At 54.5% G+C, this 15,295-nt stretch carries 11 protein-coding genes; 9 read left to right on the top strand and 2 right to left on the bottom strand.

The genetic code is table 11. The features are described 5' to 3' along the window. Positions 1-7: 7 nt before the first annotated feature. Positions 8-1,213 carry an enterochelin esterase gene (gene fes, locus F3J31_RS06625; protein ID WP_345790456.1) on the bottom strand — a complete coding sequence of 402 codons (1,206 nt, stop codon included), beginning with the start codon at positions 1,211-1,213 and terminating at the stop codon, positions 8-10. 138 nt (positions 1,214-1,351) lie between these two features. Between fes and F3J31_RS06620 the strand changes: the two genes are divergently transcribed. The 7 genes from F3J31_RS06620 to F3J31_RS06590 all read left to right on the top strand — a co-directional run bounded on the left by F3J31_RS06620 (position 1,352) and on the right by F3J31_RS06590 (position 11,002). Further along, positions 1,352-3,601 (top strand): TonB-dependent siderophore receptor, encoded by a 2,250-nt coding sequence (locus F3J31_RS06620; protein WP_045909630.1) that lies wholly within the window; start codon positions 1,352-1,354, stop codon positions 3,599-3,601. A gap of 162 nt (positions 3,602-3,763) precedes the next feature. Further along, positions 3,764-4,417 carry an enterobactin synthase subunit EntD gene (entD, locus tag F3J31_RS06615; RefSeq protein ID WP_167212090.1) on the top strand — a complete coding sequence of 218 codons (654 nt, stop codon included), beginning with the start codon at positions 3,764-3,766 and terminating at the stop codon, positions 4,415-4,417. Between the two features lie 349 nt (positions 4,418-4,766). Further along, positions 4,767-4,985, top strand: a complete 219-nt coding sequence (locus F3J31_RS06610; protein ID WP_045909632.1) for a hypothetical protein — start codon at positions 4,767-4,769, stop codon at positions 4,983-4,985. A gap of 140 nt (positions 4,986-5,125) precedes the next feature. After that, on the top strand, positions 5,126-5,368 hold the full coding sequence (locus F3J31_RS06605; RefSeq protein WP_052714374.1) for a hypothetical protein: 243 nt from the start codon (positions 5,126-5,128) through the stop codon (positions 5,366-5,368). Between the two features lie 132 nt (positions 5,369-5,500). Then, entirely contained in the window at positions 5,501-6,775 is a 1,275-nt protein-coding gene (locus F3J31_RS06600) for an HlyD family secretion protein (RefSeq protein ID WP_167212087.1), read from the top strand. Next, positions 6,768-8,900 (top strand): peptidase domain-containing ABC transporter, encoded by a 2,133-nt coding sequence (locus F3J31_RS06595; RefSeq protein ID WP_167212085.1) that lies wholly within the window; start codon positions 6,768-6,770, stop codon positions 8,898-8,900. Before F3J31_RS06600 ends, F3J31_RS06595 begins: the two co-directional genes overlap by 8 nt. Next, entirely contained in the window at positions 8,897-11,002 is a 2,106-nt protein-coding gene (locus F3J31_RS06590; protein ID WP_167212082.1) for a prolyl oligopeptidase family serine peptidase, read from the top strand. Before F3J31_RS06595 ends, F3J31_RS06590 begins: the two co-directional genes overlap by 4 nt. A 46-nt stretch (positions 11,003-11,048) precedes the next feature. Here F3J31_RS06590 and betT read toward each other — a convergent pair whose 3' ends face one another. Then, positions 11,049-13,082 carry a choline BCCT transporter BetT gene (gene betT / locus F3J31_RS06585; protein WP_167212079.1) on the bottom strand — a complete coding sequence of 678 codons (2,034 nt, stop codon included), beginning with the start codon at positions 13,080-13,082 and terminating at the stop codon, positions 11,049-11,051. Positions 13,083-13,210: 128 nt separating this feature from the next. Between betT and betI the strand changes: the two genes are divergently transcribed. Together betI and betB are read left to right on the top strand one after the other, a co-directional pair. Then, a complete protein-coding gene (gene betI / locus F3J31_RS06580; RefSeq protein ID WP_023343550.1) occupies positions 13,211-13,798 on the top strand; it encodes a transcriptional regulator BetI in 588 nt (195 codons plus the stop codon). A gap of 13 nt (positions 13,799-13,811) precedes the next feature. Then, positions 13,812-15,284, top strand: a complete 1,473-nt coding sequence (gene betB / locus F3J31_RS06575; RefSeq protein WP_032656123.1) for a betaine-aldehyde dehydrogenase — start codon at positions 13,812-13,814, stop codon at positions 15,282-15,284. Positions 15,285-15,295 lie beyond the last annotated feature (11 nt).

Raw genomic sequence — 15,295 nt, 5'->3', positions numbered from 1 at the left:
GACTCCGTTAGTGAATAAGCGGCTGCCAGAGGGTCATCAGCCCCTGCGTCAGCCCACCGCGCCAGCAAAGCGCATCGTGTCCGCCGTCAACCTGACGCCAGATAACCGGTTGGTGTGTGTGCAGTTCGGCGTAAATCGCCTGATTCGCGCGGAAGATGAGCGGCTCGTTGCGCCCGGCCTCAAGAATGATGCGTAACCCGCGAGGAGATATTTCACCGGCTTTAAGTTGTTCGATTAACAGCCCGTCCTGCTGCCCGCCGCGGTGTGGCCACCAGCAGGAGCCGGACTGGCTAAGCACGCAGCCAAAACGCTGCGGCCAGTGGAGGCCAGCATAAAGCGACGCGAGACCGCCAAAGCTCTGGCCAGCCACCACCGTACGGTCGGCGCGGTCGCTAAACGGCGCGCATTGTTGGACAAGGGGGAGAAGTTCTTCCTGCACCGCCAGCCAGAAATCGGGATTGCACGGCAGCTCGCGATTGCGATGCTCCATATCGATAACATCGATTAAGACGTAGACCGCAGGCGGTAATTTGCGCTCGGCGGTGAGAGACGCCAGCGCAGGCCAGACCGGCATACTTTCGGCCCAGAACTGCCCGTCGAGCAGCACCGCCAGGGGACGTTCCGGGTCGTCGCCCCCGGTAGTGAAAATCCAGACGCGACGGCGATTTTTCAGGCGCGCGCTTTCCCACTCAATGCAGACTGGCGGCTGATACGGCGTATCGGGATGATTCCACCCCGGCTGAACGGGCGCTCCCGGCATCTCCAGCGCGGAGACGGCATGGCCGCGCCCGCCGCGCCAGCTTTGCGGATTCAGCGGGTCGGAAACCGCGTGCGGCAGCAGCTTGCGCCACCCTTCGCGCAGCGCCATGCGCTCCGGCTGCTCGCCTTCAAACACGACGCTGGCAAAATCGTTTTCATTCACAGAAGGGATAAAACAGTAGCTTCCGCGCCACTCGGGGCTGAAATCGCCCTGCCACTGCCAGACGTCGGTATCGGGAATGCGTTCGAGAGACTGCGGGCGGGCATTTTGGTGGTGATCGGTCACGCCGGTGACGTAGAGCCAGACGCGTTTGATCGGTGACGTTCTTTGCGTTCCTGCCGGGTCACGCCACCAGAACGTGACGCGATAGTTTCCCTTTTCCGGCGTCCATTCAGGCCCGTTTTTCGACTGCCACCACGCTTCACTTCCCGTTGTTAACGCCGTCACCCTTATAACCTCATGTTTAACAGTCTTTTTTGTTTGAGAGCAAATTTTATTGATAATATTATTGATAACTATTTGCATTTGCAATAGCGTAGTGCCCGCGCTGTGGGAAGCGCTCATAAAACAACCACAAAAGCAGGACGTACAATGAATAAGAAGATTCACTCTCTGGCCTTGCTGGTCAATTTAGGGATTTACGGCGTCGCGCTGCCCGCTCTGGCAGACGACAACACCGCCTCTGCGCAGCACGAAGACACGATGGTGATCACCGCCGCCGAGCAGAATCTGCAGGCGCCGGGGGTATCGACCATCACCGCCGATGAGATACGTAAAAACCCGCCCGCGCGGGACGTGGCTGAAATCATCCGCACCATGCCGGGCGTTAACCTGACCGGTAACTCCACCAGCGGCCAGCGCGGGAATAACCGTCAGATTGATATCCGCGGCATGGGGCCAGAAAACACCCTGATCCTGATCGACGGTAAGCCGGTGACCAGCCGAAACTCCATCCGTCTGGGCTGGCGCGGCGAGCGCGACACCCGCGGAGATACCGGCTGGGTGCCGCCGGAGATGATCGAGCGCATCGAAGTGATCCGCGGTCCGGCCGCCGCGCGCTATGGCAACGGCGCGGCAGGTGGCGTGGTGAACATCATCACCAAAAAATTCGACGACCAGTGGCACGGCTCCTGGAACACCTACCTGAATGCGCCTGAGCACAAGGATGAAGGTTCCACCAAGCGCACCAACTTCAGCCTGAGCGGCCCGCTGGGCGGCGACTTCAGCTTCCGCATGTTCGGCAATCTGGACAAAACCCAGGCCGACGCGTGGGACATCAACCAGGGTCACCAGTCTGACCGAACCGGTGCCTACGCCGACACGCTGCCCGCGGGCCGTGAAGGGGTGGAAAATAAAGACATCAACGGCGTGGTGCGCTGGGACTTTGCGCCGATGCAGTCTCTGGAATTTGAGGCGGGCTACAGCCGCCAGAACAACCTCTACGCCGGTGATACCCAGAACACCAACAACGACAACAGCTCCAGCGGTCTGGTGAAAAAGAACTACGGCAAAGAGACCAACCGTATCTATCGCCAGAACTTCGCGGTGACCTGGAACGGCGGCTGGGATAACGGCATTACCACCAGCAACTGGGCGCAGTACGAGCACACCCGCAACTCCCGTCTGGGCGAAGGGCTGGCGGGCGGTCTGGAAGGCCTGTTCAACAGTAATAAATTCACCGACACCGATCTGGCCGACGTGATGCTGCACAGTGAAATCAACCTGCCGATTGATTTCCTCGTTAACCAGAACCTGACGCTCGGCACCGAGTGGAACCAGCAGCGCATGAAGGACTCGACCTCCTTCACCCAAACCCAGCAGGGCGGCACCATTCCGGGCATGAGCAATGACCGCAGCCCGTACACGTCGGCAGAGATTTTCTCTCTGTTCGCCGAAAACAACATGGAGCTGACCGACAGCACCATGCTGACCCCTGCCCTGCGCTTCGACCATCACACCATCGTCGGCAACAACTGGAGCCCGTCACTTAACCTGTCGCAGGGTCTGGGGGATGACTTCACGCTGAAGATGGGGATCGCCCGCGCCTATAAGGCGCCGAGCCTGTACCAGACTAACCCGAACTACCTGCTCTACAGCAAAGGCCAGGGCTGCTACGCCAGCTCCGACGGCGTGGGCTGCTACATGATGGGTAACGACGACCTTAAGGCCGAAACCAGCATCAACAAAGAGATTGGCCTGGAGTGGAAACACGACGGCTGGCTGGCGGGCGTCACCTGGTTCCGCAACGACTACCGCGACAAGATTGAAGCGGGCTACGCGCCGATTGGTCACACCTCTTCCGGTAAAGTGCAGACGGATATCTACCAGTGGGAAAACGTACCGAAGGCGGTGGTGGAAGGTCTGGAAGGCTCCCTGAACGTGCCGGTCAGCGACACGATTAACTGGACCAACAACATCACCTACATGCTGCAGAGCAAGAACAAGGAGACTGGCGACCGTCTGTCGATCATTCCGGAGTACACGCTGAACTCAACCCTGAGCTGGCAGGTGCATCAGGACGTGTCACTCCAGTCGACCTTTACCTGGTACGGCAAGCAGCAGCCGAAGAAGTACAACTACAAAGGTCAGCCTGTCACCGGGTCTGAGAAAGACGAAGTCAGCCCGTACAGCATCGTTGGTCTGAGCGCAACCTGGGACATGACCAAAAACGTCAGCCTGACCGGCGGCGTGGATAACGTCTTCGACAAACGCCAGTGGCGCGCGGGTAATGCCCAGACCACGGGCAACGCCACCACCGGTGCGTATATGTACGGCGCGGGGGCTTATACCTATAATGAGCCAGGCCGCACGTGGTATATGAGCGTGAATACGCGTTTCTGATAAAGGCAACAACGCCTCCCTCTCCCTGTGGGAGAGGGCTGGGGTGAGGACGAGGTGAAAGCAAAACGGCAACCCCGTTGCCGTTTTTAGTGTTTGCTCCCTCTCCCCGTTGGAGAGGGCCGGGGTGAGGGCATCAGGCCGCACAATTCTGAAGGAAAAACCATGCACACAACCCACACCACGTTCATTCTCGCCGGCCACACCGTTCACCACGTCACCTTCGACCCAACCACCTTCACCGACGCCGATCTCCTCTGGCTCCCCCACCACGCCGAGCTTGCAAACGCCGGGCGCAAACGCAAAGCCGAGCATCTGGCAGGCCGCATCGCCGCCGCGCATGCCTTACCTGACCACACCGTGCCCGGCATCGGCCCCAGCGGTGAACCTCTCTGGGCTGACGGCGTTTCAGGGAGCATCACCCACTGCAGCACGCAGGCGATGGCGGTTGCCGTCCGTCATCCTGATGCGCTTGTGGGTATTGATTGCGAAGCCATTCTTCCTGAACGTGAAGCCCGCGAAATCCAGGACGGCATCATTGATGCACAGGAAGCGATGTGCCTGACACGCTCGGGCTACCCCTTTGCGCTGGCGTTGACGCTTGCATTCAGCGCCAAAGAGAGTCTGTTTAAAGCACTGTTCCCTACGGCAAGGCGCTACATGGGATTCGACTGTGCACAGGTCACGGCGTTGAATCAGCAAACTATCGCGTTGACGCTCAGCCATCCGGCGGGCCGTTATCAGCAGGGAAAATGCTTTAGCCTCGCCTGGCAACGTGTTAATGGAGAGGTATATACCATGATTGTCGTTCAGGAATAATGCTGTCCTGTTTATTGCTCCAGCCATTTAGTTTTAATTAATACCAGATGAATAATAACAAAACCATCCTCCCCTATAGCCACCAATCAAATAAACGTACACCCACCGAGAAAAAATGTTAAGCCCCTCCCTACCATTTATAATAGCCACCAAAATTTTCCTTGAGCATTTAAAAGTATGCGAGCAGGTTTTTTTCATAACAGAACTCAGCCATAAAACCTCGAGCCAGATCAAAAATACCAAGATAAAAAAATCAATAAACACAAAATAAATCATTTCAATTTTATAATTTTAGGAACATTATGCTTTCGCTGTTTTACATTAACTCAATATCACTAAGGAAAGTATAATGCGTGAATTAAACCAAAATGAAATGAGCAGTGTCGCTGGTGGAATTGGTGCTGGTAACGGGAACGGTAATCACAGTGGTAACGGCAATGGTAACAGTGGCGGTAACGGTGGTACCTGTAACGGCGGCAATGGTGGTAATGGTGGCCGTGGGGGTAATGGCGGCAACGGCGGTAATGGCGGAAACTGTGGTGGTGGTAATAATGGCGGACGCCGTTAATCACCCTTAACAGCGAATACGACGGCTCACGATAGATTTTTATTGTGGGCCATTGTGAAGGATGTACTTATTTCATCAGGAGATGAAAATGCGAAAATTACTGAATTCTGAGATGCAGCTTATTTCCGGAGGATCACAATGTGACGGCGGTAATGGCGGCAATGGGGGCGCCGGTGGGAACGGAGGTCGTGGAGGAAACGGTGGCACGTGTGGGTCAGGCAATGGCGGCAACGGCGGCAATGGTGGACGTGGAGGTAACGGAGGAGATGGCGGTAACGGTGGCCCAGGCGGGAAAGGGGGCAAAGGCGGAAAAGGAGGTCCCGGAGGACATGACGGACGCAATGGAAAAGATGGCTGAATCTTTACCGGGTCAACATTACTGACTGAGAGCTAATGGCCAGGACAGTCAGTGAACGTTTTGGAACAGGTGGAATAACCAGGCGCCATTCAGCTAAAAATGATCGCCTGGAATCAGGCTAAATCTAAAGACTTGCTTTACAAAAGGAATAGCATGCGTGTATCGCCAACAAGCGGTTGAATACAAAAAAATGCGATGGCAGGGAAAGGCCTTATTACTACCTGGTATTCCAATTTGGCTTGTTGCCGGATTATCTGCTTTTTTTATTGTTGCCTTTATCGTTTTCATTTTGACATTCAGCTATACAAGAAGGATCACAGTGATGGGTGAGATATCCACGTATCCCCGCTCATCAAATGTGTATGCCAGTGTCCAGGGCGTTGTAGTTAAACAGTTTGTCACTGAAGGTCAACTGCTCAAAACAGGCGATGCTATCTACATGATAGATGTTAGTAAAAGCACGCGTAGCGGTGTTGTGAGTGATAACCAGCGAATGGATGTCGATAACCAACTTACACGTATTGCTCAAATCACGGATCTTCTTCAGGAGAATAAAAGAAACACTCTGGAAATGCTAAAAAAACAAAAAGAGCAATACAGTGCGGCCCTCAAACGATCCTCAGACATTATCGCACAAGCCCAGGAAGGCATTCGCGTCATGAAAACGAACATGGAAAACTATCGGCATTATCAAGCGCGCGGACTTATCACGCAGGATCAGTTGATAAACCAGATAGCCTTATACTACGAGCGACAAAATAATATGCTTAATTTGTCTGCTCAAAGCGATCAGAACGCGTTGCAGGTGACCACTCTCGAAAGCCAGATTCAAACTCAGGCTGCCGAATTTGATAACCAGATCCACCAGATGGAGCTTCAGCGCTACGAGCTGCAAAAAGAGCGTCTAAATATTGATGCCGGGGGCGCAATTATCATCCGGGCAATGTCTGACGGGCGGGTAGACTCCCTGAGCGTTACTGTTGGGCAGATGATCAAACCTGGCGACAGCCTCCTGCAAATTATCCCTCTGACTATCGATCATTTTTCTCTTGTCACATGGGTGCCTAATGATGCCGTCCCCTACCTTTCTCCTGGCGACCGGGTGAACATTCGCTATGAGGCGTTTCCGGCACAAAAATTTGGCATGTTTGGGGGCTCCATTTCGGTTATCTCGCGTTCCCCTGCCTCCCCTCAGGAGATGCAAACCTATCAGGGGGCACTTAAAGCGACCTCACCCGGGGCCGCCCCTTACTACAAAATTATTATCAGGCCTGACAGACAAAACATTGCCTATGCGGGCAAACGTCTGAGTTTAGGCAATGGTATGCAGGCTCAAAGCACCTTATTTCTGGAAAAAAGAAAAATCTACCAGTGGATGCTTTCACCCTTCTACGATATGAAAAATAGCGCCGGGGGTCCGGTAAATGAGTAAACGCTCTCTTAAAACCCTCATCGAACAGCTGGATCTCCAGTTGCGCTCCCGGGTTCCGCTGGTCCACCAGACGGAATCGTCAGAGTGCGGCCTGGCCTGCCTCGCGATGATCTGTAGCCACTATGGCAAACAGAGCAACCTCATCGCCCTGCGTCAACAATTTAACCTGTCGGCACGGGGCACCACACTGGCAGGCATGACGCAAATTGCTGAACAACTTGGACTCGCAACACGCTGTTTATCCCTCGATCTCAATGAACTCAGCGCGCTTAAGACTCCTTGCATTCTGCACTGGGATTTTAACCATTTTGTGGTACTCGTCAGCGTGAAGCAGAATCGAGCCATACTTCACGACCCCGCTCGGGGGAGAAGAAAAGTAGGTATGGAGGAGATGTCGAAATACTTCACCGGCATAGCGCTCGAAGTATGGCCCGGAAGTACATTTGCCGCACAGCCAACAAGCCATCAGTTCAGCCTAAGGTCCCTGGCCGCGAAGGTGCACGGCCTTAAGGGAATGTTAGGCAAAATATTTTTCTATTCGCTCATTATTGAAACCATCAACCTGCTTATACCGATAGGCACTCAACTCGCCCTGGATCATGCTATTCCCGCCGCAGATATGGGCTTGTTAACGGTGATTTGTATCGGCCTGTTTCTCTTTACTTTACTGCGCGTGGCGTTGAGTGCTTTACGTTCATGGTCCTCGCTGATAATGACGACGCTTATCAATGTGCAGTGGCAGTCCGGGCTTTTTACCCATCTCGTGCGGCTGCCTCTAAGCTATTTTGAGCGGCGCAAGCTGGGCGATATTCAGTCGCGCTTTGGATCACTGAACACGCTTCGAGAAACTTTTACCAGCAGCATCATTGGGGCACTTATCGATGGAACCATGATGATGGGTGTCATCGTGATGATGATACTTTATGGCGGCTGGCTGACTGGCGTAGTCATAGGCTTTACTGCGCTGTATGTTCTGACCAGACTAATGACCTACAGTACCTATCGCGAGTTATCGGAAGAAACCCTCATCAGAGATGCCCGCACCCGGTCCTATTTCATGGAAACGTTGTACGGTATCGCGACCGTAAAAATGCAGGGTTTGAGTGAGAGACGCGGCACTCACTGGTTAAATCTGGAAATTGACACGATCAATACAGAGATAAAAATCACCAAAATGGATCTGCTTTTTGGTGGGGTAAACGCTTTTATTATTGCCTGCGAACAAATAACAATGTTATGGCTGGGTTCAAAACTCATCATAGAAAACGCGATGACAATTGGGATGTTCATCGCTTTTGGCGTGTTCAGAGAACAATTTGCCGACAGAATCTGGTCACTGACAAATTTTCTGATGAAGTTGCGCATGATGCATCTTCATAACGAACGCGTATCCGATATTGCGCTTAACGTAAGAGAAATGAAAAAGCCTGACAGAGAAATCATAAATACCATGCAACCTGTTACTCTTGAAACCCATGCGCTGAGCTATCGCTATGACGAGCATTCCGCTGATGTTTTTCGCAATCTCTCATTCAAGGTTTCAGCAGGTGAAAGCGTGGCGATTACAGGACCGTCAGGAGCGGGGAAAACCACGCTTATGAGAGTACTTTGTGGGTTATTTGAACCACTTTCGGGCTCCGTCACAATCGACGGTTATGACATTCAACAGCTGGGTTTAAACAACTATCGTAAAATTATCGGCTGCGTTATGCAGGATGATAAGTTGTTCTCTGGATCAATCAGGGAAAATATTTGTGGCTTTGATGATAAAGGCGATAAGGAGTGGATGGAAGCCTGCGCCCGCGCCAGCTATATCCATGACGTGATTATAAAAATGCCTATGGGATACGAGACCCTAATTGGTGAACTCGGTGAAGGATTATCAGGTGGACAAAAACAGCGACTCTTTATTGCGCGCGCGCTATATCGCAAACCCGGAATATTATTTATGGATGAAGCGACCAGCGCGCTGGATGAAGAGAGTGAGAGCTATGTCAATGCAGCCATCAAAAAGTTAAACATCACACGCATTATCATCGCGCACAGAAAATCAACTATCGCATCCGCTGAACGTGTGATTCAACTAGCGCCACTAACAGAACAACATGAGCCCAGCCAGAAATGAAACATTGCCTGATACCGAGAATAAAACCTATCAGCAAGCAGATAATTATTACTATCCTCGCATTTTTCGGCTGTCTCTTTTTCGCTCATGCTAACGAAAATCCCTATGAGGATGGCATGGATCCTTATCATTGGATGGAAACTCACCCCCAACAGACTGCTCGCTGGTTAAATCAACGCTCAAACCAGACGGTTAAGACACTGCACGCCCTTCCATGGAGAAACGCGCTGACGAAAAGGTTAAGCGAGCTGGAGAATACGGCTCCGACTATTTCTGATATTTATGATGCGGGACAAAATCGTTTTTATCTACGCTCAACGGTCGAACACCCATACCTGCGGCTGTTTGTAAGACAGAAGAGCAAACCGGAACGGGTGCTCATCGATCCGCCTGTTGGCTATGGGATTAATTTTTTTAGCCCTTCACATGATGGTCGCTACGTGGCTTTTGGGCTCTCAAGAAACGGGACTGAAAGTACGAGAATTACCGTTATCCGGGTTGTGGATAATGTCGTATTAGATACGCATATACCCGACGTTCGCTATCCCAGCGTTGTCTGGGCCGCGGATAATCAGTCCTTTTATTATAGTCTCAACACGATCACTCAGGATTCAGGACGACAAACCTGCGGCAAGGTCTACCTCCATCGTATAGGGCACGACAGAGACGTTATGACGTTTGACTGGCGCACGCTCCCTGAACTCGCACAAAAAGCCTGCGAAAACGTTAATCTGTACACCTCTCCTGATTCTGAATATCTGATTGTTAACGTTTCAAAATCCATCAGTGGTTATGGAGGCTACCTTTTTGCCGCTAAAAAAGACGCGGATGACAACAGCACACTCACCTGGAACAAAATTGTTGATACCGATAAAAATGTTTCTGCCTTTGTTTATTTCGGGAAGTGGATTTATCTGGCGAGCTATAACGCCTTCTCAGGCTATGATATTTCACGCATAAATCTGGCGGCTCCTGCCTCCACCAAAGAACCCGTGATGAGCTGGTCGAACGGAGAGTTAACACAGTTAAGCCTGAGTAGGGATTCACTTTATGTGGCTTATCATAACGCCGGAAGCAGTAAATTCATGCGTATTCCGTTTGCTGATATCAGTCACCACCAGGCAATTCCGGTCCCTGCAGATGAAGACGTGAGTGCGATATTTGCCAGCAGCGATAGTCAGGACATTCTCTTCACCCGTCAGGGCTGGCTTAATCCCCCCGTCATTTATCATTATCAACCTGCGGATAACATTCTCCAGAAAACAGAGTTAATACCGCCATTAAGCCAGCCCCTGACAGACTATGTGACGGACGAAAAATGGGTCACTACAGCAGAGAATGTTCGCGTCCCACTGACTCTCATATACCGTAAAGGCATTGCGCGCGATGGTTCGGTCCCTACCTGGTTGACGGCTTATGGCGCGTACGGCGTGAGTACGTTTCCTTCATTCGATCTGACCCGTCTGCTCTGGCTGGAACAAGGCGGTATTCTCGCTATCGCGCATGTACGCGGAGGCGGTGAAATGGGCCCTGAATGGCACGAAGCAGGAAGAGCGGATAAGAAAGAAAATTCCATTTCCGATTTTATCCGTTGCGCGGAATATCTTATCGACAGTCGCTACACCTCACCGTCAAAACTGGCAATCGGGGGTGAAAGCGCGGGGGGAATTATCGTGGGTATGGCGATGACACGTCGCCCGGAACTGTTTTCCGCAGTGGCCATAGACGCCGGGATGCTGAATACCAGCCGACTGGGTAACATTCCGATAGGCGTGATGAACTATGACGAACTGGGATCGCCGCTGACGCCGTCAGGCAGGCTAAACTTATTGAAAATAGATGCTTACCGGCATCTGGTACCTGAAAAACGTTATCCTCCCGTGCTGTTAACCGTGGGCCTTCATGACCAGCGCGTTTCTCCGTGGCAAACAGCAAAATTCGCCGCCCGTTTAGAGGAGATCGGCTCGCCGCGCAGCGTGCTGGTTCTGGCTTACCGTCAGGGAGGACACAGTGCGGCAACCTATGCCGAGGCCGATTCAAAATTAGTCGACACGGTAAGTTTCTTTATCTGGAAAACCGGTCTTCACGTTCAGGACAGGTGAAAGCGGCACCCGTTACGGGTGCCCTGTCATTCATACACGAAATGGTTCAAACATCCGGGAACATCACGCTATTCCCCGGCGCTTCCCTGTGCAGGTGGATAAAGTTCAGGTGCCGTTCATACTGGTCCAGAATATCCGTAATCACCTGCTCCTTGCTGTAGTCCATCAAATCATTGCCCTGACTTCCTTCCAGCAGGAAGGTCTCAAGCCGGTAGTAGGTCGACTTCCCACTGCGCGCCCGGTAGGTAAAGCCGGGGACCGAGTACTGCTGTGGCCAGATCTGGTAGACAAAATTCTGCTCGTCGCCCATGTGCACCAGCAGGTCCAGGTGCCCCAGGGTCTCGCCCTCCTCCGGTGGCAGGTTTTTCAGCTCCACGTAGGCGCCGCGCAGCTTCAGCTCCTGCGCCACCTCTTCCATTGCCGGGAAGCAGACCGTCTCCATCATCTGTTTGGTGTAGCGCGTGCCCGGGTAGTTCATCAGGCGCGACAGGCGTTTCTTCCAGCTCAGCCTGTCCTGGGCCCCCATCGGACGCGGTGCGGTGTCGCGGCTGGCGCTGACGCGGCGGTAATCTTCCACCTTGAGCGATTTATACAGCCCGGCCATCACGAAGAAGATAACGAAGCTGAACGGCAGCCCCATGATCACCGTGGTGTTCTGCAACGCCGAGATGCCGTTGGTCATCAGCATGCCGAGCGTCAGCAGGCCGATGGCGACGGACCAGAAGATGCGCAGCCAGTTCGGCGCATCGCTGTTGATGTCTTTGAGCTTCGAGGTGAAGTTGCCCAGCACCAGCGCGCCGGAATCCGCTGAGGTGACGTAAAACAGCAGGCCGGTAATGGTCGCTACGGAGGCGCTAAAGGTGAACGCCGGGTACTGCGCCAGCAGGCTGTAGAAGCCGCGCTCCGGGTGCGCCATCGCTTCCTGTGCAAAGGTTGCGTTGCCGTGGATGATCTCATGGAGCGCGCTGTTGCCGAACACCGACAGCCACAGCAGGGTAAAGGTGAACGGGATAATCAGCGTGCCCATCACAAACTGACGGATGGTGCGACCACGTGAAATACGCGCCAGGAACAGGCCGACAAACGGTGACCACGCCACCCACCACGCCCAGAAGAACAGCGTCCAGTTGTTCATCCACTCCACCGGGCGATCAAAGGCGAAGCTGTTCAGCGTCATGCCCATAAAGCGGTTCACGTAGTCGCCCACGTTCAGCACTAAGGCATTGAGCAGGAACGAGGTGTCGCCCATAAACAGCACGAACAGGATCAGGCCCAGCGCCAGCGCCACGTTCAGCTCGGAGAGCACGCGGATGCCCTTATCGACGCCCGACGTCACCGAAATGGTGGCGATAATGACGGAGAGCGCAATCAGCGCCGCTTTCGCCGCCATCGAATCCGGAATATCAAACAGCACGCTCAGCCCGTAGTTGAGCTGCACCACGCCAATCCCGAGCGTTGTCGCGATGCCGAAGATGGTGCCGATCACCGCCGCAATGTCGACGCTGTGGCCAATCGGACCGTTGATCTTTTTACCGAAAATCGGGTACAGCGCGGAGCGGATGGTGAGGGGCAAATTATAACGATAGCTAAAGTATCCCAGCGCCATCCCCATCAGGGCGTACATTGACCAGCCGGTCAGGCCGTAGTGGAACAGCGTCCAGACCATTGCCTGGCGTGCGGCCTCCATCGTCTGCCCTGCCCCTTCCGGGGGCTGCATATACTGCGTGACCGGTTCCGCCACGGAGAAGAACATCAGGTCGATGCCGATGCCCGCGGCAAACAGCATCGCGGCCCAGCTCAGCAGGCTGAACTCGGGCTTGGACTGCTCGGGACCGAGCTTAACGGAGCCGAAGCGCGAGCAGGCAATGCAGACCACAAAGACAATATAGAGCGTCGCCGCCAGCAGGTAGTACCAGCCGAAGGTCTTTGACACCCAGTTCAGGGTGCGCCCAATCCACTCGGCAGAAAAATCGCGAAATAAGATCGTTGTCAGGGAAAACAACAAAATCAGCCCGGCGGACGTATAAAAAACGACCGGGTTGATTTTGTCTTTTTCTCTGTCCTGTGAAAGGTCTGTCATCCAGTATCCTCACTGTTTTTGTAACTATTAAAATCCAAATCCGCAACAATTAAGACACATTTTATATTGAACGTCCAATCAAAAACCGCTTTAATGGTTAACCAACGCTGATGAATGGAGTGGCAAAAATGCCCAAAGTGGGGATGCAGCCGATCCGGCGCAGGCAGCTTATCGACGCCACGCTGGAAGCAATAAATGAAGTGGGAATGCACGACGCGACGATCGCGCAGATCGCCCGTCGGGCGGGCGTTTCCACGGGGATCATCAGTCACTATTTCAAAGACAAAAATGGTCTGCTGGAAGCGACCATGCGCGACATCACCGGCCAGCTGCGCGATGCGGTATTAAGCCGCCTGCACGCCCTGCCGAACGGCAGCGCGGAGCAGCGTCTGCAGGCGATTGTCGGCGGTAACTTTGATGAAACCCAGGTGAGCAGCGCGGCGATGAAGGCCTGGCTGGCCTTCTGGGCAAGCAGCATGCACCAGCCGATGCTCTACCGCCTGCAGCAGGTGAGCAGCCGCCGCCTGCTGTCGAACCTGGTGTACGAGTTCCGCCGCGAGCTTCCGCGCGAGCAGGCCCAGGAGGCGGGCTACGGGCTGGCGGCGCTGATCGACGGGCTGTGGCTGCGCGCCGCGCTGAGCGGCAAGCCGCTGGATAAGACCCTGGCGCAGTCACTGACCAGCCACTTTATCAGCCAGCATTTACCGACCGAATAACCGAGGAGAATTTATGTCCCGAATGGCAGAACAGCAGCTTTATATCAATGGTGGTTATACATCGGCCACCAGCGGTCGCACCTTCGAGACCATCAACCCGGCCAACGGTGAAGTCCTGGCGACCGTTCAGGCCGCCGGGCGCGAAGATGTCGATCGCGCCGTAGAAAGCGCAACGCGCGGGCAAAAAGTCTGGGCGGCGATGACCGCCATGGAGCGCTCTCGCATCCTGCGTCGCGCCGTCGACATCCTGCGCGAGCGCAACGACGATCTGGCAAAGCTGGAAACCCTCGACACCGGTAAAGCGTATTCCGAAACCTCAACCGTGGATATCGTCACCGGTGCGGACGTGCTGGAGTACTACGCGGGTCTGATCCCGGCGCTGGAAGGCAGCCAGATCCCCTTGCGCGAGACCTCATTCGTCTATACCCGCCGCGAGCCGCTGGGCGTGGTGGCGGGCATCGGCGCATGGAACTACCCGATCCAGATCGCCCTGTGGAAATCCGCCCCGGCGCTGGCGGCGGGCAACGCAATGATCTTCAAGCCGAGCGAAGTGACGCCGCTTACCGCCCTGAAACTTGCCGAGATCTACACCGAAGCGGGCCTGCCGGACGGCGTATTTAACGTCCTGCCTGGCGTGGGCGCGGAGACCGGCCAGTACCTGACCGAGCATCCGGGCATCGCCAAAGTCTCCTTTACCGGCGGCGTCGCCAGCGGCAAAAAGGTGATGGCGAACGCCGCGGCCTCCTCCCTGAAAGAGGTGACGATGGAGCTGGGCGGCAAATCGCCGCTGATTATTTTTGACGATGCGGATCTGGATCTCGCGGCGGACATCGCCATGATGGCCAACTTCTTCAGCTCCGGCCAGGTGTGCACCAACGGCACCCGCGTGTTTGTTCCGGCTAAGTTCAAAGCCGCGTTTGAGCAGAAAATCGTTGAGCGCGTGGGCCGCATCCGCGCGGGCGATCTGTTCGATGAAGCTACCAACTTTGGTCCGATGGTCAGCTTCCCGCACCGCGACAGCGTGATGCGCTACATCGCCAAAGGCAAAGAGGAAGGCGCGCGCGTGCTGTGCGGCGGCGACGTGCTGAAGGGCGAAGGCTTCGATAACGGCGCGTGGGTGGCCCCGACCGTGTTCACCGACTGCACCGACGAGATGACCATCGTGCGCGAAGAGATCTTCGGCCCGGTGATGTCCATCCTCACCTATGAGTCCATTGAGGAAGCCATTCGCCGCGCCAACGACACCGACTACGGGCTGGCGGCAGGCATCGTCACGGCCGACCTGAACCGCGCCCACGGCGCCATTCATCAGCTCGAGGCGGGCATCTGCTGGATCAACACCTGGGGTGAATCCGCTGCAGAGATGCCGGTCGGCGGCTACAAGCACTCCGGCATTGGCCGCGAGAATGGCGTGATGACGCTGCAGAGCTACACCCAGGTGAAGTCCATCCAGGTTGAGATGGGTAAATTCCAGTCCATATTTTAACCGGGAGGTTT

The sequence above is a fragment of the Enterobacter sp. Acro-832 genome (assembly GCF_011752745.1).
GTDB classification, from domain to species: Bacteria; Pseudomonadota; Gammaproteobacteria; order Enterobacterales; family Enterobacteriaceae; genus Enterobacter; species Enterobacter quasiroggenkampii.
Note: the sequence above shows the minus strand (reverse complement) of the source record. Positions and strands in the feature narration are given on the sequence as shown.

Coding starts and splice junctions, on each gene's coding strand:
- betI (WP_023343550.1), top strand. CDS start 13,211: ATGCCCAAAGTGGGGATGCAGCCGATCCGGCGCAGGCAGCTTATCGAC.
- entD (WP_167212090.1), top strand. CDS start 3,764: ATGCACACAACCCACACCACGTTCATTCTCGCCGGCCACACCGTTCAC.
- betT (WP_167212079.1), bottom strand. CDS start 13,082: ATGACAGACCTTTCACAGGACAGAGAAAAAGACAAAATCAACCCGGTC.
- F3J31_RS06610 (WP_045909632.1), top strand. CDS start 4,767: ATGCGTGAATTAAACCAAAATGAAATGAGCAGTGTCGCTGGTGGAATT.
- betB (WP_032656123.1), top strand. CDS start 13,812: ATGTCCCGAATGGCAGAACAGCAGCTTTATATCAATGGTGGTTATACA.
- F3J31_RS06590 (WP_167212082.1), top strand. CDS start 8,897: ATGAAACATTGCCTGATACCGAGAATAAAACCTATCAGCAAGCAGATA.
- F3J31_RS06595 (WP_167212085.1), top strand. CDS start 6,768: ATGAGTAAACGCTCTCTTAAAACCCTCATCGAACAGCTGGATCTCCAG.
- F3J31_RS06620 (WP_045909630.1), top strand. CDS start 1,352: ATGAATAAGAAGATTCACTCTCTGGCCTTGCTGGTCAATTTAGGGATT.